Origin of the sequence: Streptomyces sp. Alt3 (assembly GCF_030719215.1) — a bacterium.
GTDB classification, from domain to species: Bacteria; Actinomycetota; Actinomycetes; order Streptomycetales; family Streptomycetaceae; genus Streptomyces; species Streptomyces glycanivorans.
On sequence record NZ_CP120983.1, the window covers coordinates 3,526,570 to 3,548,713 of the forward strand.

Sequence of the window (22,144 nt, forward strand, 5' to 3'; positions counted from 1 at the left end):
CGGTACGAATGCGACGGAAATCAGCCCTTCCGCTTTTCGTACATTTGTCGGGGCGCGCGTTCGCGGCGGAGGTCAGCCCCCAGGTCACGCGTCGTGTGCGGCCCCGTCCCCGGACACCCGGGTCCGGCGCACGATGCCGGTGCGCACCGAGTGCGGCGTATCCGGCCTCCCGCAAGCCCTCCTGCGGCCGGGGTCAGCCCAGCGCCTCGTCCAGCAGGGCCGCCCACTGCGCGACCACCCTCTCCCGCCGTGCCCTGTCGTCCGTCAGGACGTTGGCCAGACCCAGGCCGCGGGCCATGTCGAGCAGGCCCTGGACCGTCTCGCGGACGCCGGGGCGGGTCTCGTCGGCGCGGAGGAGTTCCACGGCGATCCGGTGGGTCTCCCGGCCGACGCGGGCCTCCAGTTCGGTGACGCGGGGCCTCAGCTGGGCTTCATTCGAGGCGGCGACCCAGAGCTGGAGGGCAGCGCGGAAGAGCGGCCCCGTGTAGAGGTCGACCAGGGCAGCGATCACCGCCGTGCGGCCCTGGACGGGCAGGGCGCGCAGGGCGGCGGAGCGCTCCTCGGCGACGTACTCGACGGCGCCGGTGAACAGGTCCTCGCGGGTCGGGAAGTGGTGCTGGGCGGCTCCCCGCGAGACCCCGGCGTGCTCGGCGACGACGGTGACCGTGGAGCCCGCCCAGCCGTGTTCGGCCAGGCAGGCCACCGCCGACGCCAGGAGCCGCTGCCGGGTGGCGCGGCTCCTGTCCTGCTTCGGGGGCGTCACAGCACCCATGCGGGATCCCGTCGTTCCAGGAAGGCCGTCATCCCCTCCCGTGCGTCGTCGGAGGCGAAGAGCGCCGCCGAGCGGGCGATGAGGTCTTCTGCGTACTGGTCGAAACTCTCCAGCACACTAGCCGTGACCAGCTCCTTCGAAGCCGCCAGCCCCTGCGGTGACGCCCTGCGCAGTCCGTCCAGTACCGGTACGAGCGCCTTGTCCACGTCTTCGGGACCGGCGGCCAGCGTGATGAGGCCGATGCGGGCCGCCTCCTCCGCGTCGAAGCGTTCCCCGGTGAGGTAGTAGCGGGCGGCGGCGCGCGGGTCGAGCCGGGGCAGCAGGGGCAGGGAGATGACGGCGGGGGCGAGGCCCAGCCGGGACTCGGTGAGGGCGAAGGTGGCGTCGGGACCCGCCGCCGAGATGTCGCACGCTCCGAGGAGCCCGAGCCCGCCGGCCCGGACGTGGCCGGTGACACGGGCGAGGACGGGTTTGGGCAGGGCGACGATCGCCCGCATCAGGCCGACGAAGGCTGCCGGTTCGGGTGGTGCGGTCAGGTCGGCGCCCGCGCAGAACGTGTTGCCGGTGTGGGTGAGGACGACCGCGCGCACCGAGTCGTCGCCCGCGCAGCCGGCCAGCGCCTCGGTCAGCTCACCGACCAGCGCCGCGGAGAGTGCGTTGCGGTTCGACGGGGAGTCGAGGGTGAGGGTGGTGATGCCCCGGTCGTGGGACGGGGGTGCCAGGGTCATCGCTGCTTCTCCCGGTCGCGCAGCTCGCGCCGCAGGATCTTGCCGGACACCGCACGGGGCACGGCCTCGATGAACTCGGCCTGTCTGACCTTCTTGTACGGCGAGACGCGCTCGGCGACGTACGTCAGGACGTCCTCCTCGGTGAGGTCATCCGCGTCGGGCCGGCGGACCACGTACGCCTTCGGGACCTCGTTGCCGTCGGCGTCGTAGACCCCGATGACGGCGGCGTCGGCGATCCGGGCGTGGGTGAGGAGGAGCGCCTCCAGGTCGGCGGGGGCTACCTGGTAGCCCTTGTACTTGATGAGTTCCTTGACCCGGTCGACGACGTACAGCCAGCCGTCCGCGTCGACCCGGCCGACGTCACCGGTGTGCAGCCAGCCGTCGGGGTCGATCATGTCGGCGGTGGCGTCGGGCCGGCCGAGGTAGCCCTTCATCACCTGGGGGCCCCGGATGAGGATCTCGCCGGCGGTGCCCGGGCCGACGTCGATGCCGGGGTCGGTGAGCGAGACGATCCGCATCTCGGTGCCGGGCAGCAGCTTCCCGACCGCGCCCGGCGGCGGGTTCTCGGCGTCGAGGGGCACCACGTGGGTGCCGGGCGAGAGCTCCGTCATGCCGTACGCCTGACGCACGGCGGGCACACCGAGCCGGGTGGAGCAGGCGGCGGCGAGTCCGGCGTCCAGGGGTGCGGCGGCGCTGACGATGTACTCCAGCGACGAGAGGTCGTACTCGCCGACGATCGGGTGCTTCGCGAGGGCCAGGACGATGGGCGGGGCGACGTACAGACCGGTGATGCGGTGGGTCTGGATCGTCTCCAGGAACTGGGCGAGGTCGAAGCGGGGCAGGACGACGACCGTGGCGCCGTAGCGCAGCGGACCGTTCATCAGGGCGGTGAGCCCGTAGATGTGGAAGAAGGGCAGCACGGCCAGGATGCGGTCGCGCTCGCCGAGGGGGACGAAGGGCCTCAGCTGCTCCAAATTGGTGGCGATGGAGCGGTGGGTGAGCATGACGCCCTTGGGGGTGCCGGTGGTCCCGGAGGAGTACGGGAGTACGGCGACGTCCTCGGCCGGGTCGAAGGCGATGTCGGGCTCGGGTGCGGTGGAGCCCAGCATGTCGAGCACGGACGTGTGGCCCTCGGCCTGGTCGCAGACGTAGATCTCCTCGACGCCGCCGGCGAGTTCGGCGGCGCGGCGGGCGACGTCGAGCAGAGGGGACACGGTGACGATCCAGCGGGCGGCGGAGTCCCCGAGCTGTTTGGCGAACTCCTCCGGGGTGGCCAGCGGGTGGATGGTGGTGACGGTGGCACCGGCCCGGGTCGCCCCGTAGAAGACGGCCGGGTAGGCGATCGTGTTGGGGCTGTGCAGGGCGAGCACGTCGCCCTTGCGCAGTCCGGCCGCGGCCAGATACGCGGCGATGCGCCGGTGGAAGGTGTCGAGCTGGGCGTACGTCACGCTCATCCCGTTGGTGCCGTCGATCAGGGCGGGCGTGTCACCGAAGTCCGCGGCGTTCCCGAGGACGGCTTCGTGGATGGGTCTTTCGAGGGGCTGGACGTCTGCGTACTCGCTGTGGAACACCATGGCGGTCCCCTTCGACGCGGGTGGAGAGCCGGAATCGCCCCTGCGGGGGCGTGACGTGGCCGAAGACGTCAGTACGACTTCGGCAGGCCCAGGGTCTGGTGGGAGACGTAGTTGAGGATCATTTCCCGGCTGACGGGCGCGATACGGGAGACACGCGCGGCGGTGATCAGGGAGGCGAGCCCGTACTCGCGGGTGAGGCCGTTCCCGCCGAGGGTGTGGACGGCCTGGTCGACGGCCCTGACGCAGGCCTCCGCGGCGGCGTACTTCGCCATGTTGGCCGCCTCCCCCGCGCCGATGTCGTCGCCGTCGTCGTAGAGCCTCGCGGCCTTCTGCATCATCAGCCGGGCGAGTTCGAGCTCGATGTGCGCCTGGGCGAGCGGGTGGGCGATGGCCTGGTGGGAGCCGATGGGCGCGCCCTTCCAGACGGTGCGGGTCCTCGCGTAGTCCACGGCCTTGTCGACGGCGTAGCGGCCCATGCCGATGGAGAAGGCGGCGCCCATGATGCGTTCCGGGTTCAGCCCGGCGAAGAGCTGGAGCAGCCCGGTGTCCGCCTCCTCACCGACGAGGGCGCCTGCGGGCAGCCGTACGTCGTCGAGGACCAGCTCGAACTGCTTCTCGGCCGCCTGGAGTTCCATGTCGATCGGGGTGCGGGTGAAGCCGGGGGTGTCACGGGGGACGATGAACAGGCAGGGCTTGAGGTTGCCGGACCTGGCGTCCTCGGTGCGGCCGACGATCAGTGTGGCGTCGGAGATGTCGACGCCGGATATGAAGACCTTGCGACCGGTGAGGACCCAGTCCCCGCCGTCGCGGCGGGCCGTCGTGGTGATGCGGTGCGAGTTGGACCCGGCGTCGGGCTCGGTGATGCCGAACGACATGCTCAGGGAGCCGTCGGAGAGGCCGGGGAGCCAGGCCTGCTTCTGCTCGTCGGTGCCGAAGCGGGCGATGACGGTGCCGCAGATCGCCGGGGAGACGACCATCATGAGGAGGGGGCTGCCCGCGGCGCCGAGCTCCTCCAGGACGATGGAGAGTTCGGCCATGCCGCCGCCCCCGCCGCCGTACTGCTCGGGGAGGTTGACGCCGAGGTAGCCGAGCTTGCCGGCCTCCTCCCACAGCTCCCGGGGGTGCTCGCCGTCGCGGAACAGGTCGGTGGTGTAGGCGCGGCCGAAGCGCTTGCCGAGGGCGGCGACGGCGGCGCGGAGGGCCTTGTGCTCTTCGGTTTCGAGGACGGTGCTCATGACGTCGTCTCCTCCTGATGCGCGGGTGCGTGCGCGGGGGCGTTCGCGGGGTCGCTCTCGGATACGGGCGCGGGATCGTTCGCGGATGCGTCCTGTACTACGGCGAGCAGGGCACCGACCTCGACCTGGAGTCCGGGGGCGGCGTGGAGCGCGGTGAGCGTGCCGGAGGCGGGGGCCAGGATGCGGTGTTCCATCTTCATCGCCTCCAGCCAGATCAGCGGCTGCCCGGCCTCGACGGCCGTGCCCGGCGCCAGCCCTTCGGCGAGGCGGACGACGGTGCCGGGCATGGGGGCGAGCAGGGAGCCGGGCTCGGTGCGTTCGGCGGGGTCGGTGAAGCGGGGCAGTGCGGTGAAGGTGTACGAGCCGGACGAGGTGTCCACATGGGTCCGGTCGCCGTGGACGGTGACGGTGAAGTGCCTTGTCAGGCCGCCGGTTTCGAGGGTGACCGCGCCGGGGTGTACGGCGACGACCCGCTCGCCCGACCCGGGCACCGGGATGCCGTCCCGGCCGGTGCGGTAGGCGATCTCGTACTCGGTGCCGTCGGGCTCGCTCCGGTAGCTCCGGGTCTGCGGCTGCGAGGTGAGGTTGCGCCAGGCCCCGAAGCGGGCCGGGCCCGTGGTGCTCCCCGCCGGGGAGGGTCCGGCGGCGGCGAGTGCGGCGGCGGTGGCGGCGAGAGTGCGTGCGGAGTCCTCCCCGGGTGCTGCGGTCGTCGTCAGGGCGGCCAGGTGCCGGTCGTAGAAGCCCGTGTCGAGGCGCTCCGCGACGAAGTCCGGGTGGCGCAGCGAGCGCACGAGGAGTTCCCGGTTGGTGACGGGGCCGTGGATGCGGGCGCGTTCCAGGGCGCGGGCGAGGAGGCGGACGGCCTCGGTGCGGGTGGGGGCGTGGGCGATGACCTTGGCGATCATCGGGTCGTAGTGCACGCCTATCGTGTCGCCGCCCGCGTATCCGGTGTCCAGACGCAGGCCGGGTGCCTCGGGTACGTCGAACGAGAGCAGCGCTCCGGTCTGTGGCCGCCAGTCACGGGCCGGGTCCTCGGCGTACAGCCGGGCCTCGACGGCGTGACCGTGCGGTTCGGGCGGGGCGGCCGTGGGGAGCGGTCCGCCTTCCGCGACGCGCAGTTGCAGGGCGACGAGGTCGAGCCCGAACACGGCTTCCGTGACCGGGTGTTCGACCTGGAGCCGGGTGTTCATCTCCAGGAACCAGGGGCGTCCTTCGGCCGACACGAGGAACTCGACGGTGCCCGCGCCCCGGTAGCCCACCGCCTGCGCCGCGGCGACCGCCGCGTCGTGCAGGCGGCGGCGCAGTCCGTCGTCGAGTCCGGGCGCGGGGGCCTCCTCGACGACCTTCTGGTGGCGGCGCTGGAGGGAGCAGTCGCGGGTGCCGAGCGCCCACACCGTGCCCTGCCCGTCGGCCATCACCTGGACCTCGACGTGCCGGCCCCGTTCGACGTACGGCTCGGCGAAGACCTCGCCGTCCCCGAAGGCGCTGACGGCCTCGGCGGAAGCGGCGGTCAGCTCCCCGGGGAGCGAGGCGAGGTCACGCACGATGCGCATCCCGCGCCCTCCCCCGCCGGCCGCCGCCTTGAGCAGCAGCGGCAGATCGGCGGTGGTGGCGCTCCCCGGGTCGACCGGGGCGAGCAGGGGCACTCCGGCGGCGGCCATCAGCTCCTTGGCCCGGGTCTTGGACGCCATCAGCTCGATGGCCTTGACCGGCGGCCCCACCCAGAGGAGGCCGGCGTCCTGCACGGCCCGGGCGAATCCGGCGTTCTCGGAGAGGAAGCCGTACCCCGGGTGCACGGCGTCGGCTCCCGCGGCGAGCGCGGCGGCGACGACGAGGTCGCCGCGGAGGTAGGTGTCGGAGGGCGCGGCGCCCGGCAGACGTACGGCGGTGTCGGCCTCCCGTACGTGCAGGGCGCCGGCGTCCGCGTCCGAGTACACCGCGACGGTGGCGATGCCCAGATCCCGGCAGGTGCGGAAGATCCGGCAGGCGATCTCGCCCCGGTTGGCGACCAGCAGTGTGGTGATCATCCGATGCCTCACATCCGGAAGACGCCGAAGCCGCGCGCGCCTTCGACCGGGGCCGTATGGATCGCGGACAGGCACATCCCGAGGACGGTCCTGGTGTCGCGGGGGTCGATGACCCCGTCGTCGTACAGCCGCCCCGAGAGGAACATCGGCAGCGACTCGGACTCGATCTGCTGTTCCACCATGGCGCGGAGTCCGGCGTCGGCCTCGTCGTCGTAGGGCAGCCCCTTGGCGGCGGAGGAGGCGCGGGCGACGATCGAGAGGACGCCGGCGAGCTGCTGGGCCCCCATGACGGCGGACTTGCTGCTGGGCCAGGCGAAGAGGAAGCGGGGGTCGTAGGCCCGGCCGCACATGCCGTAGTGCCCGGCGCCGTAGGAGGCGCCCATCAGCACGGAGAGGTGCGGGACCCGGGAGTTGGACACCGCGTTGATCATCATCGCGCCGTGCTTGATGATGCCGCCCTGCTCGTACTCCTTGCCGACCATGTAGCCGGTGGTGTTGTGCAGGAAGAGGAGGGGGATGTCGCGCTGGTTGGCGAGCTGGATGAACTGCGCGGCCTTCTGCGACTCCTCGCTGAACAGCACGCCCTGCGCGTTGGCGAGGATGCCGACGGGATAGCCGTGCAGCCGCGCCCAGCCGGTGACCAGGCTCGTCCCGTAGAGCGGCTTGAAGGCGTCGAAGTCCGAGCCGTCGACCAGCCGGGCTATGACCTCTCGCGGGTCGAAGGGGACCTTGAGGTCACCGGGCACGATCCCGACGAGTTCGTCCTCGTCGTACTTCGGCGGTTCGGCGGGGCCCGGATCGGCGTGTGCCTTGCGCCAGTTGAGGCGGGCGACGATCCGACGGGCCTGGCGGAGCGCGTCGTGCTCGTCGAGGGCGTAGTGGTCGGCGAGACCGGAGGTGCGGGCGTGCATCTCGGCGCCACCGAGGGACTCGTCGTCGCTCTCCTCGCCGGTGGCCATCTTCACCAGGGGCGGGCCGCCGAGGAAGACCTTGGACTGCTCCTTGATCATCACGGTGTGGTCGGACATGCCGGGGACGTACGCGCCTCCGGCGGTGGAGTTGCCGAACACCACGGCGACGGTGGGGATCCCGGCGGCGGACAGCCGGGTGAGGTCGCGGAACAGCGCGCCGCCCGGGATGAAGATCTCCTTCTGGGACGGCAGGTCGGCGCCGCCCGACTCCACGAGGCTGATGCAGGGCAGCCGGTTGGCGAAGGCGATCTCGTTGGCGCGCAGCGCCTTCTTCAGGGTCCACGGGTTGGAGGCCCCGCCGCGCACGGTCGGGTCGTTGGCGGTGATCAGGCACTCCACGCCGGACACGGTCCCGATGCCGGTGACGAGCGAGGCTCCCACCGTGTGGTCGCTGCCCCAGGCGGCCAGCGGGGACAGTTCCAGGAACGGCGTGTCCGGGTCGACCAGCAGCTCGATCCGCTCGCGGGCGAGGAGCTTTCCGCGCCCCCGGTGGCGGGCCACGTACTTCTCGCCGCCGCCGGCGAGGGCCTTGGCGTGCTCGGTCTCCAGTTCGGCGAGCTTCGCGAGCATCGCCTCGCGGTGGGCGGCGTACTCGGGGCCCGCGGTGTCGAGGGCGGTGGGCAGGACGGTCATGCGTTCACCTCCGGGTCGGCCGGCAGCTGCACGGGGACGGTGACGTGTCGGGACCGCAGCCACTCCCCCAGCGCCTTGGCCTGCGGGTCGAAACGTGCCTGCGCGGCGACGCCCTCGCCGAGGAGACCGTGGACGACGAAATTGAGGGCCCGCAGCCGGGGCAGGACATGGCGTACGACGGTGAGCCCGGCGGTCTCCGGAAGCAGTTCCTGGAATCGGGCGACGGTCAGTTCGTGGGCCAGCCAGCGCCAGGCGTCGTCCGAGCGGACCCACACCCCGACGTTGGCGTCCCCGCCCTTGTCGCCGCTGCGGGCACCGGCCAGCCGCCCGAGGGGGACGGCACGCGTGGGACCGGCGGGCAGCGGTTCGGGCAGGGCCGGCTCCGCCACCTCGTCGAGGTCCCTGTACTCCCCGGCCGCCGGTACGGCCTCCCTGGTCCCGTCGGGCAGCACGGCGACGTGCTCGACCTCACCGGCCGGCACGTACGCGGCCTCGAACACCCCGTAGGGGGCGCCCTTGCCGGGCGGGGCGGTCACATGGAAGCCCGGGTAGCTGCCGAGTGCCAGCTCGACGGCCGCCCCGGACACCGCGCGGCCGACGGCTTCCGCGTCCGGGTCGCGCACGACGAGCCGGAGCAGGGCGCTGGCCGTCTCCTCGGTGCCGGCGTCGGCCCGGTCGGTGCGGGCGAGCTCCCACCGCACCTCGGCGGGCTTCGAGCCGGCCCGGTCGAGGGCGTCGGCGAACTGGTCCCGCACGAGACGGGCCTTGGCGTCGATGTCGAGTCCCGTCAGCACGAAGACGACCTCGTTGCGCCACCCGCCGAGCCGGTTGGTCCCGACCTTGAGCATGGGCGGCGGCGCCTCTCCGCGTACGCCGCCGATCCGTACCCGGTCGGGCCCGTCCTGCGTGAGCCGTACGGTGTCGAGCCGGGCGGTGACGTCGGGTCCGGCGTAGCGGGCACCGCCGGTCTCGTACAGCAGTTGGGCGGTGACGGTGCCGATGTCGACGACGCCGCCCGTCCCCTCGTGCTTGGTGATCACGCTGCTTCCGTCCGCGTGGATCTCGGCGAGCGGGAACCCCGGCCGGCGGACGTCGTGGTCGCCGAAGAAGGCGTAGTTGCCGCCGGTGGCCTGGGTCCCGCACTCCAGGACGTGTCCGGCGACGACGGCCCCGGCGAGCGCGTCGTGGTCGCCGGGCCCCCAGCCGAAGTGGGCGGCGGCGGGACCGGTGACGAGGGCGGCGTCCGTGACCCGCCCGGTGACGACGATGTCGGCCCCGGCGCGCAGACAGGCGGTGATGCCCGCGCCGCCGAGATAGGCGTTGGCGGTCAGGCAGCCGTCGGGCACGGGGCGGCTGTCGCCCTCGACATGTGCGACGCGCACGGGTATGCCGGTGCGGTCCGCCAGCTCCCGTACGGCGTCGGCGAGCCCGGCCGGGTTGAGGCCGCCGGCGTTGGTGACGATCTTCACGCCCCGCTCGTGGGCGAGCCCGAGGTTCTCCTCCAGCTGGCGGAGGAACGTCGAGGCGTAACCGCGCTTCGGGTCCTCGATGCGGCTCCGGCCCAGGATCAGCATGGTGAGTTCGGCGAGGTAGTCCCCGGTGAGGACATCCAGCGGCCCGTCGGTGAGCATGTCGCGCACGGCGTCGAAGCGGTCGCCGTAGAAGCCCGACGCGTTGCCGATGCGCAGCGGCCGGGTCATCGGTCCGCCTTCCGGGGGCGCCCGGGCCCGGCGGGTCCGGCGAAGGCCTGCGCGATGTCCAGCCACTGCCCGGCGTCCGGGCCCACCGCTTCGACGGCGAGGTCGTCCCGGTGGGCGCGCTGGGTGACGAGCAGACAGAAGTCGAGGAGCGGGCCGGTGACCCGTTGCGCGGCGTCCTCGGGGCCGTACACCGCCGGAGCGCCGTCGTCCGCGCGCAGTTCCACCCGGAACTGCTCGGCGGGCGGTTGCAGGCCCCGTACGAAGTAGGCGTAGTCCCGGGCGCGTACGCCGATCCTGGCGACGTGCCGGAGCCTGGCGGTGGGCTTCCTGGTCACGCCGAGCGCGTCGGCGATGTCCTGGCCGTGCGCCCACGTCTCCATGAGCCGGGCGCTCGCCATCGAGGCGACGCTCATGGGCGGGCCGTACCAGGGCAGTTTCGTCCCCCCGGGCGCCGCGCGGAGCGCTTCCTGGAGCCGGGCCCTCCCCTCCCGCCACTCCACGAGCAGGTCCGCGGGGGTCAGGGCGGTGACGGCCTCGTCGGCCGCCTCGTCGACGAAGGTGTCAGGGGCCGCGAGTGCCTTCTCCACCTCGGCGGAGAAGGCGTCGGGCGCCGTGGCGGCGACCAGGGCCACCTCGTCGGTCCAGTTGAGGTGGGCGATCTGATGGGCGACGGTCCACCCTTCGGCGGGCGTCGGCGTGGCCCACTCCTGCGCGCTCAACCCCGCTACCAGCAGGTCGAGTTCGTCGCTCTCCTCACGCATGTCGTCGAGCACGGCGGCGGTCACGGCCGATGCGTCGGGCACGGTGCGCTCCCCTCGGGGCGTGGCGGTGTGCCCCGGAGCATGCCAGCGCCCCAGGAAACAAGCAAGCATGCTTGCATGATTTTTCGCCCGCCGGCGGTCCGCCCCGGCCGTCCCCAGTCTCCGGTGACCCCCGGGACTCAGAGGACGGCGAAGGCGTCCTCCACGGCCCGGCAGGTGGCGTCGAGGTCGGCGTCCGACACGACGGCCGGGACGAACCAGCAGGCCATCGCGTAGGCGTTGGTGTGCACACCCCGCTTGAGCAGCTCGTGCCGGAAGGCGTCGTACCGGCCTCCGTCCGCCGTGAGGAGGTCGCGGTACTGCCGGGTGGGGGACCCGTCCGGGGTGAACACCACCTGGAACATGGCCCCGACGCCCTGCACCGCGCAGGGCACGCCCCGGTCGTGGGCAGCGCGGCGCACCGTCTCCATGATCCTGCGACCGGTCTCGTCGATCCGTCCGGTGACGGCGGGGTCGTTCAGCGCACGGAGTGTCACGAGGGCGGCCGTGGCGCACAGGGGCGACGCATTGTAGGTGCCTCCGTGCTTCACCCGTCCACTCGCCAGTGGCTCCATCACCTCACGCCGGCCCGCGAACGCGGCGATCGGGAGTCCTCCGCCGAGCGCCTTGGAGTACACCGCGAGGTCGGGGATCACCCCGAAGAGCGTCTGGGCCCCGCCGGGGCCGGTCCGGAACCCGGTACAGACCTCGTCGAAGATCAGCACGATCCCCCGGGCGGTGCACTCCTGCCGCAGCAGGTCCAGGAATCCCGTGTCGGGCATGGTGCAGGCGTTGTTGGCGACGATGGGCTCGCAGATGACCGCCGCGAGGCCGGGGTGCGCGTCGAGGGCGGACCTGAGCGCGGCCGGGTCGTTCCACGGGCGGACGACCACGTCGTCGACGACACCCGGCGGGATGCCCGGTGAGTGGGGCACGGCGTGCGGCGCGCCGTAGGGGCCCGCCTCGGCGGTGGTGGGCCGGTTCGAGACGGCGAGCGTGTCGGACCAGCCGTGGTAGTGGCCCTCGAACTTGAGGATCGTGGACCGGCCGGTGTATCCGCGGGCGGCACGCACCGCTCCCTGCACCGCCTCGCTCCCCGAGTTGGCGAAGCGGACCAGCTCGGCGCAGGGCACCATCCGGCAGATCAGCTCGGCGAGTTCGACCTCCGGCACGTTGCAGGTGCCGAACATCGTTCCCGTACGGAGGACGTCGGTGAGGGCGTCCGTGAGGAGGGGGGACGCGTGCCCGAGGACGGCGCTGCCGTAGGAGACGAGGTAGTCGATGTACTCGTTGCCGTCCACGTCCCGGACGCGCGCGCCCGACCCGCTGGTCATGTAGAGCGGGTAGGGGTGCGGTCCGGTGGAGGTCAGCCGGGCGGAGGAGCTGATCCCGCCGGCCAGGGACGCCTGTGCGCGCTCGAACCAGGACCGGCTGCCTTCGGTGCCGCCGAGCGCCGGGAAAACGCCATTCATCGCTGCTCCAGTTTGAGTGGGAGGGCCGTGGGACACGCTCCGGGAGCCGGTGTCCGGACACGGATTCGCTGAGACGGGGTTGTGCGACATGACGGTGGGAACGGCTGTTGTCACGGGGGCGGGAAGCGGTGTCGGGCGGGCCTGCGCGCTGGGCCTGCTGGCGGACGGCTGGACGGTCGTCCTCACCGGGCGGCGCCGGGCCCCACTGGAGGAGACCTCCCGGCTCGCCCCCGGGCAGGACCGGGGCCGGGCCGTCGCGGTCAGCGCCGACATCACCGACCCGGCTTCGGTGGACGCCCTGTTCACCACCGTGAAGGAGCGCTTCGGCCGGCTCGACCTGCTCTTCAACAACGCCGCGGACACCATGCCCTACACCCCCACCGAGGAGGTACGGATCGAGGACTGGAACCGCGTCATGGCATCCATCGCCACCGGGACCTTCCTGTGCTCGCGAGCGGCCTTCCGGATGATGAAGGAGCAGTCCCCCCGAGGTGGCCGGATCATCAACAACGGTGCTCCTTCCGCCCAGGCGCCCCGCCCCGACTCGGTCGCCTTCACCGCGGCCAAGCACGCCGTGGCGGGGCTGACCCGTTCCCTGTCCCTCGACGGGCGCCGTCACGACATCTCCTGCGGTCAGATCGACATCGGCAACGTGACCCCCGAGGACCGGCCTCAGCCGGCGGTGCGCCAGGCCGACGGTTCACTCCGGGCGGAGCCGACCATGGACATGCGGCACGTCGTGGACATGGTCCGGGCCATGGCGGCGTTACCCGCCGGGGTGAACGTCCAGTCGGTCCTGGTGATGCCGAGTTCCATGCCGTACGTCGGACGGGGATAGCCCCGCGACGAAGGCGTTCACCCACCGTCCGGGTACCAGCCGCCCTGCCTGCTGCCAGGCCAGCATCCGGTGCAGCCCGTCGAGATGGATCAGGCCCCGGCGGGTCGTGAGCCCCTCGTAGTCCTCCCCGGGCACCGCTTCGGTGCTGAGGAAGAACGAGCGCGGTGTCGCGTGGCTCTGCCGGGAGAGCTTGAACGCGCAGAGCGGGTTGGTCTCGGCGTACGACGCACCCAGTCCGGCGAGCCGGGATGCCGCCGCCTCCACCGTCAGACCTGTCCTGGGGATCAGCTCCACACCGCCGTCCTCCCCGAGGTGCCAGGGCAGTACGACGCCGAGCACCTCGGAGCACTCCAGCCGCACATGGTGCCAGCGGCCGCCCAGAACCCGGTGCGCACTGCGGATGTGGGTCTCGGCCTCGTCGTTCGAGTTGGCTTCGTCGCCCTCGTCGTACGGATGCTCCAGGCGGAAGCGGGCCATCATCGCGTCGAAGGTGACGGCTTCCAGCACCCTCATGCCGCCGGCCCCCGGCCCGCTGCCGTGTACTCGAGGAAGTGCCGCTCCGCGAAGAGGTCGGGCCGGTGCCCGCCCCCCAGTCCCCGCTTCCGGCCCACGGCCAGCACCGCCCGCCAGTACGGCTTGACCGGGGGCCAGAGCACACCCGTCCGGCAGTAGGACGCGTCGATCATGTACCGGCGGCTTCCGCCCGCCTTCGGGTCGGACGCCGCGCGCCTGGTGTGGAAGAGAGCGGAGTGCAGGAGGACGGTGGAGCCCGGCGGCAGATCGTCTATGACCACTTCACCCGGCTGTTCTACCGTCCCCAGGCCGCTCCACGCGTCCTTCTCCGCGACCTGCCTGTGGGATCCGGGGAGCACGGCCAGCGCCCCCATGCCGGGACGCAGCCCCCCGATGTAGTGCAGTGCGTGGATCATGGGGTGGTCCCGGTCCTTCTGCGGACGCTGTTCGTAGTCGTGGTGCCAGGCCTTGCCACCGCCTCCGGGCCGACGCCGGTCGCTGTGGAGATGGTGGAAGACGAACGTCCGCCCCAGCATGGGCTCCTTCTCCAGCAGCTCCAGCAGCGGTTCGTAGGAGGCCAGTTCCCCGTGGGAGTCCATCTCCAGCTCCACCAGTGGCGGCGGAACGCTGCCGGGGTGTGCGCACGCGTCGATGGAGGACTGCCTCAGTCCCCGGTCGACCCACTGGTCGACTTCGGGCACGAGGCGCTCGACGAGGGGCGCGGGGAGGAATCCGGGCAGAAGGATGTAGCCGTTCTCGTGAAACCGGGCCAGCTGTACATCGAGGTCCATGATGTCGATCATGCGATGAAACCCCCAGAATTCACCGAGACGCCAACCAAGAGCACGGTCGGGTGTTCCGGGGCTTTCTGTCCCACGCACTCATGCCGCATGCCTGACGCGCCGACAATGGCCAAAGCCCGTCGCTTGGCCGGAACCGCGGCGAGGTGTGCGTGGGTTCGTTCCCACCAGGTCGGAGGCGTGACGGTACCGGCCCGCACGCGCCTACTCCGTGCGGTCGCCCTCGGCCTGGGAGGGTTCGGTCCGGGGGACGTCGGGGTGTGTCTCCATGGCGCTGCCGCGCGCGGCAGGCTCGTCGCGTTCACCCTCGGCCTGCGAGGGGGTGTGCGAGTACAGCCCCTCGTACTCATCGGTTTCCTTCGCGGATCGCATGCGTGCGCCTCCTTCCTCCGTTCCCCTCCATCGTGCCTCCCGCGCCCGCTCCCGGCACGGCGACCGCGGTGACCGCTACCGACCCTTCGATGCCGCCTCGGCCATCCTCGCCGTGGTGCTGGCGCCGTCCAGCGCCTCCCGGACGATGTCGGCGTGGCCGCTGTGGTGGGCGATCTCCCGGAAGATGTGCCACAGGACGCGGCGGACGGTCCAGACGACCGGCTCCGGGGGCGACCAGGGGTACGCGGGCAGCGTGACCTCGCGGTCGAGGTCGCCCTCCTCGCGCACCGTCCGGTCGAACGCCGCCGCCGCCTCGTGGAAGGCCTCCAGCAGCCCGGGCACCGTCTCGGCGTCGGTCATCCGGTTGCCGTCCGGGTCGAGGTCCGCCCAGTCGACCCGGGCGGGGGCGGTGCCCTCGACGACGTCGAGCCAGCTGCGCTGCACGAGTCCGAGGTGCTTCAGGAGTCCGCCGAGGGTCAGCTCGCTGACCGTCGTCCGGGCGCGGGCCCCCGCGTCGTCGAGTCCCGCGACGGTGTAGAGGAAGTTGGTGCGCTGGTCGGTCACGAGCGCGAGCAGATCGTCGCGTTCCGGCATGGGTACCTCCAGGTCGGCTGTCGCGACCACCCTAGGATCGGACGCCCGGCCGCGCAGCGGAACGGACATGCCCCCGGAGCGAAGGGGTCACCGCTTCCGCGGCCTCCGCGTCTGGCTGCGCACCGCGCCCATGCTCGCCCCGATGACCAGGGCGATGGCGAGTGCGTCGGTGGTGGAGAGCGCCTGGTCGAGGATGAGGAAGCCGGCGGTGGCCGCGATGGCCGGCTCCAGGCTCATCAGGACCGCGAAGGTGGGCGCGGGCAGGCGGCGCAGGGCCATGAGTTCGAGGGTGTACGGAAGGACCGAGCTCAGCAGCGCCACGGCGATGCCCAGGCCCAGGGTGGAGGGGACCACGAGCTTCGAGCCGGATTCCGCGATGCCGAGGGGCAGCGAGAGGACGGCCGCCACGACCATGGCCAGGGCCAGTCCGTCCGCCTGCGGGAAGCGTCGTCCGGTACGGGCGCTGAAGAGGATGTACACCGCCCACATGACGCCCGCGCCGAGGGCGTACGCGACTCCGACGGGGTCCAGACGGTCGAAGCCTCCGCCACTGAGCAGGACGACGCCGCCGAGTGCCAGCGCCGCCCAGACGAGACTGATGAGGCGGCGGGAGGCGACGACGGACAGGACGAGCGGTCCCAGCACCTCCAGGGTGACGGCAGCGCCCAGCGGGATTCGGTCGGCGGCCTGGTAGAAGAGGGTGTTCATCCCGCCCATCGCGATGCCGAAGGCCACCACCGTGCCCCAGTCGGCGCGCGAGTGCCCGCGGAGCTTCGGCCGGCAAACAACCAGCATGACGACCGCCGCGGCGGCGAGGCGCAGCGTGACGACCCCGAGCGCGCCCGCCTTCGGCATGAGCAGGACGGCGACCGCCGCGCCGAACTGGACGGACAGGCCGCCCGCCACCACCAGCGCGACCGGACCGAGCGCGACCCCGCGACGGGACGGGCCGTGGCCCGCCTCGTCGAGCGCGGACACCGCCTCGGGGACGGCGACGGTTGCGGCCGACTCTGCGACAACGTGGCGGTCGTTCACCGGACACCTTTCCTTCAGTTCATCAAAGTGCACTTTCCAGTACACGATACGGCACCGACCAGCAGGCGCTCGCACCCTCACGTTAGAGACCCGCGCGTCCCCCGTGAAATGCCCATTGCGCTCCCGTTATGCTCCGGGCGCATGAGCACTGGACAGCGCACCGGGAGCATTGAGGTCCGGCATCTGCGGGCGTTCCTCGCCATCGCCGACGAGGGCAGTGTCACGCGCGCCGCCACACGCCTGCGGGTCACCCAGCCCGTCGTCTCCCGCACGCTCGCCGCACTGGAGAAGCACCTGGGCGTCCGGCTCGTCGACCGGTCCACCCACCACCTCGCCCTGACCCCCGAGGGCGTCGCCTTCCGCGACAAGGCCGCCGCGGCTGTCGCCGCCTTCGACGAGGCCCTCGACCCCGGACGGCTGCGCGACTGGCCGCTGCGGCTCGGGCACGCCTGGTCCGCGTTCGGTCCGTACACCACACCCCTGCTGCGGACCTGGCAGCAGCGGCACCCGGAGACCCCGCTCGAACTGCTGCGCATCGACGACCGCACGGCCGGCCTGACCCGCGGCGAGGTGGACGCGGCGCTGCTCCGCGGCCCCGTCAGCGCCCCGGGACTCGTCACCGAGGTGCTGTTCACCGAGGTGCGGGTGGCGGCCGTGGCCGCCGACGGTCCGCTCGCCACCCGCGCCTCCCTCTCCCTGGCCGACCTGACCGGGGGCGCGGTCGTCCTGAACACCGTCTCGGGCGCCACCACGCTGGACCTGTGGCCCCCGGGCGCCCGCCCGGCCGCCACGCTCACCGTCGCCAACACCGACGACTGGCTCACCGCCATCGCGGCCGGACGGGGCTGCGGGGTCTCCGGCAACTCCACCGCCCAGATGCATCCGCACGCCGGGGTCACCTACGTGCCGCTGGACGACGCCCCTCCGCTGCCCGTCCTGCTTGCCCGGCGGGACGGACCCGGCCACCCCGCGCTGCCACGACTGGCGGAGCTCGCCCGGGAGATCGTGGCGCGCGAGCAACGGGAGCGACCCGGAAATTCCCTCGGGTAGCGGGGAACTCCGATGCGCCGTGGGCGAGTCGGTGACCTTTGCCGATCGGGTGGAACTTCCGGGAGGGCGTACGCCGATCCCGTCGACGGCGTGGCCTACGGCCGCACCCGGCGTCGCTTCGCCCTGCCGGGCGGCGCCTCCTCCGCCTCCGGTGGCAGCCCCTCCGCCAGGACCTCCGCGAGGTGCCGGGCCCGACGCCCCGCCAGCTGGTCGAGCTGGGTGCGGCAGGAGAAGCCGTCGGCCAGCAGCTCCGTGCCGGGTTCCGCCTCCCGTACCGCGGGCAGCAGCTGGTCCTCGGCGCAGGCCACCGAGACGTCCCAGTGCCCCTTCTCGAAGCCGAAGTTGCCCGCCAGCCCGCAGCAGCCGCCGCTCAGCTCGCCGGTCAGGCCCGCCCTCTCGCGAAGCCTCCGTTCGGCCGCGTCGCCGAGGACCGCGTGCTGGTGGCAGTGGGTCTGTCCGGCGACGGGGCGGTCCAGGCGGGGCGGCGTCCAGTCGGGGGCGTACTCCTCCAGGTACCGGGCCAGGGTCCGGACGGAGGCGGCCAGTGCGGCGGCGCGCGGGTCGTCGGGGAGGAGCTCCGGCAGGTCCGTGCGGAGGGTGGCGGCGCAGCTCGGTTCCAGGACGACCACCGGGGCGCCGGTGGCCGGGCCCATCAGGTCCAGGGTGCGGCGCATGACGGCACGGGCCGCGTCGAGCCGGCCCGTCGACACGTAGGTGAGGCCGCAGCACACGCCCCGGGCGGGCAGCACCGGTGTCCGCCCGGCCGACTCCAGGACACGGACCGCGGCGCGGCCGACCTCCGGGGAGAGGTGGTCGGTGAAGGTGTCCGGCCAGAGGACGACGGTCTCCCCGGTCGCCGGCGCCCTGCGGGTGCGCGCCCAGGCCCGGAACGTCCGCCGTGCCAGGACGGGGAGCCCCCGGCGCGGGTCGATGCCGCCGAGCCGCCGTGCGAGAGCGGCGAGCGGTCCGATCCGGGCCAGGGCGTTGAGCACGCCCGCGAGGGGGGCCGCCGTGCGCAGCCAGCGGGGCAGGCCGCCCATCGCGTAGTGCGCGGCGGGGCGCAGCCGGTTCCGGTAGTGGTGGTGGAGGAACTCGGCCTTGTACGTGGCCATGTCGACGCCGACCGGGCAGTCGGTGCGGCAGCCCTTGCAGGACAGGCAGAGGTCGAGTGCGTCCCGCACCTCCGTGGACCTCCAGCCGTCCGTGATCACCTCGCCGGCCAGCATCTCGTGGAGCAGCCGGGCTCGGCCCCGGGTGGAGTGTGCCTCCTCCCCGGTCGCCCGGAAGGATGGGCACATGACGTCCGGGCCCGGTGTCGCCGTGCGGCACTTGGCGACCCCGACGCAGCGGCGCACCGCTGCCGAGAAGTCCCCGCCGTCGTGCGGGTAGCCGAAGGTCACGTCCACGGGGCGCCCGGGGAGCACCGCGAAGCGGAGGTTCTCGTCGAGCCGTGCGGGTCGGGCCAGGATGCCGGGGTTCAGTCCGCCGTCGGGGTCCCAGAGGTCCTTGAAGCGGCTGAACAGGCCCACCATGTCGTCCCCGTACATCCGGGGCAGCAGCTCCGCCCTGGCCTGTCCGTCGCCGTGTTCGCCGCTCAGTGATCCGCCGTGCGCGACGACGAGGTCGGCCTGTTCCTCGGAGAAGCGGCGGAAGCGGGCAACGCCCTGTTCGGTCAGCAGGTCGAAGTCGATGCGTACGTGGATGCAGCCGTCGCCGAAGTGCCCGTACGGGGTGCCGTGCAGCCCGTGGCCGGCGAGCAGTGCACGGAAGTCGCGCAGATAGGGGCCGAGCCGGGCGGGCGGTACCGCGCAGTCCTCCCAGCCGGGCCAGGCCTCCGTACCGTCGGGCATGCGGGTCGCCGTGCCGGCGGCGTCCTCGCGGATGCGCCACAGGGTCCGCATGCCGGCGGGGTCGGCGACGACGGCGCCGTCCAGGGCGTCGGCCGCGCGCAGGATGCGGTTCGCGCGGTCGTGGGCCTCCGCGGGGGTGGCGCCGCCCGTCTCCACGAACAGCCAGGCCGCGCCGCGGGGCAGGCCCGCCGGTTCGCGTACGAGGTCGGCGGCCATGCCCTCGACGGTGAGCGGGCCGTAGGGGAGGAGGCCGGGGGCGGCTTCGGCGGCGGCTGCCTCGTCGGTGTAGCCGAGGACGGCGAGTGCGCGGGCGGCGGGCGTCTCGACCAGGCGCACGGTCGCCTCGGTGACCACGGCGAGCGTCCCCTCGCTGCCGCAGAGGGCGCGGGCGTGGTCGGGGCCGTTCTCGGGGAGCAGTGCATCCAGGGCGTAACCGGAGATGCGGCGCGGGAGTTCGGGGAAGCCGGTGCGCAGGAGGGCGAGGTGGCCGGCGGCGAACCCGTCGAGGCCGGGCGGCGCGTCGGGCAGCCCGCGTCCGATGTGCAGGGGCTCGCCTCCGCCGTAGCGGAGGACGCGCAGGCTGCGGAGGTTGTCGGCGGTGGTGCCCCAGGCGACGGAGTGGGAGCCGCAGGAGTTGTTGCCGATCATGCCGCCGAGGGTGCAGCGGCTGTGGGTGGACGGGTCGGGTCCGAACGTCAGCCCGTGCGGGGCGGCGGCGGCACGCAGGTCGTCCAGGACCACGCCGGGCTGGACGACGGCGGTGCGGGAGCTGGGATCCAGCCCGACGATGCGCCGCATGTGGCGGGTGAAGTCCAGGACGACTCCGGTGCCGGTGGACTGACCGGCGATGGAGGTACCGGCGCCCCGGGCCACGACGGGGGTGGAGAACTCCCGGCAGACGCGGAGCGTCTCGGCGACGTCGGCGGCGTCGCGCGGGGCCACGACCGCTTGCGGGACGCGGCGGTAGTTGGACGCGTCCATGGTGGTCAGGGCGCGGGCGGTCGCGTCGGACTCCACCTCACCGTGGACGGACTGGGCCAGGGCTCGGACGAGGTCGGTGGCGGGCATGGGCCCAGCATGCCGGTCCCGGGGGCGTGAGGCGCCCCGGAGCGCCGGACGGAGCGCAGGGCCCCCGGGTACCCGCGGCGGGCTGCCGCGGGGCCGGTTCCGGTCTACTTCGCGCAGACCGCCTTGTCGGCCTCGACGCGCTGGATCTCGTCCGGGGCCTTCGTCGGGGCGGAGAGCGGGCTGCCCGCCTCGGTGAAGTCCGGTCCCAGGGTCAGCTTCATCGGTTCCATCTCACCGGCGTCCGTCGTCGTCGGCTTGAGGGCCGAGGCCGACATCCCCATCAGGTCGGCCAGCCGGCGGGCCTGGTCGGCCTGGTTGGGGCCGTAGACGAGCTGGGTCTTCTTCACGTTCTCGGGCGCGTTCGCCTTGTTCGTGGACTTCAGCACACTCTTCTCGTTCTGGAGCCAGTCCAGGGCGTTCTGCGCGGAGCCGGCGGGGGCGCCGCCGTTGTAGACGTCGACCCGGACGTCGGCGGGGGCGGCCATCTCGCCCTTCAGCTTGGCGTCCGCCTTGGCCTTCGCAGCGGCCTTCTCCTGCTTCTCGACCGCGGTGAAGGAGACGTCCTCGCGCATCATCGAGAAGACCTGCGGCGCCTTGGACTTGTCGAGGATGACGGTGGCCTTGTCGTCCGGGTTGTCCAGCACCGGGACCGTGGTGAAGGTGATGTTCTTGGGGTCGACCGACGCCAGTTCCATGCCCAGCTTGCGGAGCTGGTTTATGTCACCGATCTTGTCGTCGACGGTGAGCGCCTTGGTGGCGGCCTCCGCGAGCGACCACATCTTGGTGGGGCTGGTCAGGGTGTCGTTGGACTTCAGCTTGCGCATCAGGGAGCCCAGGAACTGCTGCTGGATCTCGATGCGGCTCAGGTCGCTGCCGAAGCCCACGGAGTGCCGGGTGCGCAGGAAGGCCAGGGCCTGCTCGCCCTCGATGGTGTGCTCCCCCTGGGACAGCTTGAGGTGGGAGTCCTTGTCGTCGATGTCCTTGGCGAGGCAGACGTCCACACCGCCGACGGCGGTCGTCAGGGACTTGACGGCGTTGAAGTCGGCCACCATGAAGTGGTCGGGCGTGATGCCGGTGAGCTCGGTGACGGTGCGCATGGTGCAGCTGGGGGTGCGCTCGGACTGTCCGAGGCTGGTGTTGAAGCGTCCGCCGGGCGTCGCCGGGATGTCCTTCGTCTCCCCGTTCTCCAGCTGCGTCGGACAGTCCGGGATGTCCGTTATGAGGTCACGCGGGATGCTCAGAGCGGTGGCGTTCGTGCGGTCCTTGGAGACATGGAAAAGAATGTTGGTGTCGGCGTGGCCGACACTGCCCGCGTCGCCGTAGCCCTCGTTGCCGTCGCCGGTCCGCTTGTCGGTCCCGATGACCAGGACGTTGATCGCGCGGTCCTTGCTGAAGCCGCCCGTACCGGCACCGTCGGTGGAGACGGCGGTGATGTTGGCGTTGAAGTGCTGGTACACGAAGTAGCCCGTGGTGCCGGCGCCCACCAGCACGAAGGCGAGCACACCGCCGGTCCACACCAGGGCCTTCTTCTTGCCCGACTTCTTCGGCTTCGCCTTGCGGCGTCCGGCGGCCGGAGCCGCCGCACGGCTGCCCGGCTTCCGCGTCTCGTCCCGGTCGCCGCGTCCGCCACCGGCGCCGCGGCGTCCGCCGCGCTGACTCGGCACGGAGGCCCGGTCGGCGGGCGGTGGCGTCTCCGGCTTCGACCTGCGGCGCGATCCGGGGGCTCTGGCATCGGTGGTACCGGCCGCCGCGGATGATCGCCCTGAGGAGGGGGTCAGTCGCAGTTCGTAATCACCGGTATCGGGGTTGAGTACCCACTGGTCTGCGGGGTCGATGCCCTCGTCCCGCCCACGGCCTTGCGCGTCCACGGTTGCCTGCGTCCTCCGTCGGGGCCACGCGGCGCCTCCCCCTTCAAGGCGCGCGGTGTGTCTTACGGCGGTGCCGACCTGGGAGGCCGAGTGCACCGGAGCGCTCACATTAGCTGGCCACCGGCCCACGAGCGACGATCGTGACAAATCAAGCATCACACATGGGACATAGCGCAACATTCGCCACTACTTACCCGCCAGAACCGCCTCTTGACCCGGATCACACCCGCCACAGGACCCCGGA

At 72.5% G+C, this 22,144-nt stretch carries 18 protein-coding genes; 2 read left to right on the forward strand and 16 right to left on the reverse strand.

The features are described 5' to 3' along the window. Window positions 1-193: 193 nt before the first annotated feature. The 9 genes from P8A20_RS15220 to P8A20_RS15260 all read right to left on the reverse strand — a co-directional run bounded on the left by P8A20_RS15220 (window position 194) and on the right by P8A20_RS15260 (window position 11,912). Window positions 194-772 (reverse strand): TetR/AcrR family transcriptional regulator, encoded by a 579-nt coding sequence (locus P8A20_RS15220; RefSeq protein ID WP_147963941.1) that lies wholly within the window; start codon window positions 770-772, stop codon window positions 194-196. Then, entirely contained in the window at window positions 760-1,500 is a 741-nt protein-coding gene (locus tag P8A20_RS15225) for an enoyl-CoA hydratase family protein (RefSeq protein ID WP_306103658.1), read from the reverse strand. The genes P8A20_RS15220 and P8A20_RS15225 overlap by 13 nt, the downstream gene beginning before the upstream one ends. Then, window positions 1,497-3,074 (reverse strand): 4-coumarate--CoA ligase family protein, encoded by a 1,578-nt coding sequence (locus tag P8A20_RS15230; RefSeq protein ID WP_147963943.1) that lies wholly within the window; start codon window positions 3,072-3,074, stop codon window positions 1,497-1,499. The genes P8A20_RS15225 and P8A20_RS15230 overlap by 4 nt, the downstream gene beginning before the upstream one ends. A gap of 68 nt (window positions 3,075-3,142) precedes the next feature. Further along, window positions 3,143-4,309, reverse strand: a complete 1,167-nt coding sequence (locus P8A20_RS15235) for an acyl-CoA dehydrogenase family protein (protein WP_306103659.1) — start codon at window positions 4,307-4,309, stop codon at window positions 3,143-3,145. After that, entirely contained in the window at window positions 4,306-6,336 is a 2,031-nt protein-coding gene (locus tag P8A20_RS15240) for an acetyl/propionyl/methylcrotonyl-CoA carboxylase subunit alpha (RefSeq protein ID WP_306103660.1), read from the reverse strand. The genes P8A20_RS15235 and P8A20_RS15240 overlap by 4 nt, the downstream gene beginning before the upstream one ends. Before the next feature lie 8 nt (window positions 6,337-6,344). Next, window positions 6,345-7,940 carry an acyl-CoA carboxylase subunit beta gene (locus P8A20_RS15245; protein ID WP_147963946.1) on the reverse strand — a complete coding sequence of 532 codons (1,596 nt, stop codon included), beginning with the start codon at window positions 7,938-7,940 and terminating at the stop codon, window positions 6,345-6,347. Further along, window positions 7,937-9,640, reverse strand: a complete 1,704-nt coding sequence (locus P8A20_RS15250) for an acyclic terpene utilization AtuA family protein (protein WP_147963947.1) — start codon at window positions 9,638-9,640, stop codon at window positions 7,937-7,939. Before P8A20_RS15250 ends, P8A20_RS15245 begins: the two co-directional genes overlap by 4 nt. Continuing rightward, complete coding sequence (locus tag P8A20_RS15255; RefSeq protein WP_147963948.1) at window positions 9,637-10,443, reverse strand: TIGR03084 family metal-binding protein; 807 nt, start codon at window positions 10,441-10,443, stop codon at window positions 9,637-9,639. Before P8A20_RS15255 ends, P8A20_RS15250 begins: the two co-directional genes overlap by 4 nt. 137 nt (window positions 10,444-10,580) lie before the next feature. Continuing rightward, window positions 10,581-11,912 (reverse strand): aspartate aminotransferase family protein, encoded by a 1,332-nt coding sequence (locus P8A20_RS15260; RefSeq protein WP_147963949.1) that lies wholly within the window; start codon window positions 11,910-11,912, stop codon window positions 10,581-10,583. Window positions 11,913-12,000: 88 nt separating this feature from the next. Between P8A20_RS15260 and P8A20_RS15265 the strand changes: the two genes are divergently transcribed. Beyond that, window positions 12,001-12,750, forward strand: a complete 750-nt coding sequence (locus tag P8A20_RS15265; protein ID WP_306103661.1) for an SDR family oxidoreductase — start codon at window positions 12,001-12,003, stop codon at window positions 12,748-12,750. Here the strand turns inward: P8A20_RS15265 and P8A20_RS15270 are convergent. From P8A20_RS15270 to P8A20_RS15290, 5 genes are all read right to left on the reverse strand, one after another. After that, window positions 12,679-13,263 (reverse strand): DUF6309 family protein, encoded by a 585-nt coding sequence (locus tag P8A20_RS15270; protein ID WP_222723395.1) that lies wholly within the window; start codon window positions 13,261-13,263, stop codon window positions 12,679-12,681. The genes P8A20_RS15265 and P8A20_RS15270 overlap by 72 nt on opposite strands. Beyond that, window positions 13,260-14,054 carry a phytanoyl-CoA dioxygenase family protein gene (locus P8A20_RS15275; protein ID WP_147963951.1) on the reverse strand — a complete coding sequence of 265 codons (795 nt, stop codon included), beginning with the start codon at window positions 14,052-14,054 and terminating at the stop codon, window positions 13,260-13,262. The genes P8A20_RS15270 and P8A20_RS15275 overlap by 4 nt, the downstream gene beginning before the upstream one ends. Window positions 14,055-14,267: 213 nt before the next feature. Further along, on the reverse strand, window positions 14,268-14,435 hold the full coding sequence (locus P8A20_RS15280) for a hypothetical protein (protein WP_187282426.1): 168 nt from the start codon (window positions 14,433-14,435) through the stop codon (window positions 14,268-14,270). Window positions 14,436-14,510: 75 nt separating this feature from the next. Further along, window positions 14,511-15,029, reverse strand: a complete 519-nt coding sequence (locus P8A20_RS15285; protein WP_147963952.1) for a mycothiol transferase — start codon at window positions 15,027-15,029, stop codon at window positions 14,511-14,513. A gap of 87 nt (window positions 15,030-15,116) precedes the next feature. Then, the gene (locus P8A20_RS15290; protein ID WP_147963953.1) at window positions 15,117-16,064 is read right to left on the reverse strand and encodes an EamA family transporter; all 948 of its coding nucleotides are present in this window, start codon (window positions 16,062-16,064) and stop codon (window positions 15,117-15,119) included. 141 nt (window positions 16,065-16,205) lie between these two features. Here P8A20_RS15290 and P8A20_RS15295 point away from each other — a divergent pair, with 141 nt between their 5' ends. Further along, window positions 16,206-17,114 carry a LysR family transcriptional regulator gene (locus tag P8A20_RS15295; protein ID WP_306103662.1) on the forward strand — a complete coding sequence of 303 codons (909 nt, stop codon included), beginning with the start codon at window positions 16,206-16,208 and terminating at the stop codon, window positions 17,112-17,114. Window positions 17,115-17,209: 95 nt separating this feature from the next. Here the strand turns inward: P8A20_RS15295 and P8A20_RS15300 are convergent, their stop codons facing one another. After that, on the reverse strand, window positions 17,210-20,032 hold the full coding sequence (locus P8A20_RS15300) for an FAD-binding and (Fe-S)-binding domain-containing protein (RefSeq protein WP_306103663.1): 2,823 nt from the start codon (window positions 20,030-20,032) through the stop codon (window positions 17,210-17,212). A 104-nt stretch (window positions 20,033-20,136) separates the two neighbouring features. Further along, window positions 20,137-21,900: an LCP family protein gene (locus P8A20_RS15305; RefSeq protein ID WP_147963957.1), complete on the reverse strand. Its 1,764-nt coding sequence runs from the start codon at window positions 21,898-21,900 to the stop codon at window positions 20,137-20,139. Between the last annotated feature and the right edge of the window lie 244 nt (window positions 21,901-22,144).

Excerpts from the sequence above, each read along its gene's own strand:
- P8A20_RS15220 (WP_147963941.1), bottom strand. The coding sequence starts at position 772 with ATGGGTGCTGTGACGCCCCCGAAGCAGGACAGGAGCCGCGCCACCCGG.
- P8A20_RS15225 (WP_306103658.1), bottom strand. The coding sequence starts at position 1,500 with ATGACCCTGGCACCCCCGTCCCACGACCGGGGCATCACCACCCTCACC.
- P8A20_RS15230 (WP_147963943.1), bottom strand. The coding sequence starts at position 3,074 with ATGGTGTTCCACAGCGAGTACGCAGACGTCCAGCCCCTCGAAAGACCC.
- P8A20_RS15235 (WP_306103659.1), bottom strand. The coding sequence starts at position 4,309 with ATGAGCACCGTCCTCGAAACCGAAGAGCACAAGGCCCTCCGCGCCGCC.
- P8A20_RS15240 (WP_306103660.1), bottom strand. The coding sequence starts at position 6,336 with ATGATCACCACACTGCTGGTCGCCAACCGGGGCGAGATCGCCTGCCGG.
- P8A20_RS15245 (WP_147963946.1), bottom strand. The coding sequence starts at position 7,940 with ATGACCGTCCTGCCCACCGCCCTCGACACCGCGGGCCCCGAGTACGCC.
- P8A20_RS15250 (WP_147963947.1), bottom strand. The coding sequence starts at position 9,640 with ATGACCCGGCCGCTGCGCATCGGCAACGCGTCGGGCTTCTACGGCGAC.
- P8A20_RS15260 (WP_147963949.1), bottom strand. The coding sequence starts at position 11,912 with ATGAATGGCGTTTTCCCGGCGCTCGGCGGCACCGAAGGCAGCCGGTCC.
- P8A20_RS15265 (WP_306103661.1), top strand. The coding sequence starts at position 12,001 with ATGACGGTGGGAACGGCTGTTGTCACGGGGGCGGGAAGCGGTGTCGGG.
- P8A20_RS15270 (WP_222723395.1), bottom strand. The coding sequence starts at position 13,263 with ATGAGGGTGCTGGAAGCCGTCACCTTCGACGCGATGATGGCCCGCTTC.
- P8A20_RS15275 (WP_147963951.1), bottom strand. The coding sequence starts at position 14,054 with ATGGACCTCGATGTACAGCTGGCCCGGTTTCACGAGAACGGCTACATC.
- P8A20_RS15280 (WP_187282426.1), bottom strand. The coding sequence starts at position 14,435 with ATGCGATCCGCGAAGGAAACCGATGAGTACGAGGGGCTGTACTCGCAC.
- P8A20_RS15285 (WP_147963952.1), bottom strand. The coding sequence starts at position 15,029 with ATGCCGGAACGCGACGATCTGCTCGCGCTCGTGACCGACCAGCGCACC.
- P8A20_RS15295 (WP_306103662.1), top strand. The coding sequence starts at position 16,206 with ATGAGCACTGGACAGCGCACCGGGAGCATTGAGGTCCGGCATCTGCGG.
- P8A20_RS15300 (WP_306103663.1), bottom strand. The coding sequence starts at position 20,032 with ATGCCCGCCACCGACCTCGTCCGAGCCCTGGCCCAGTCCGTCCACGGT.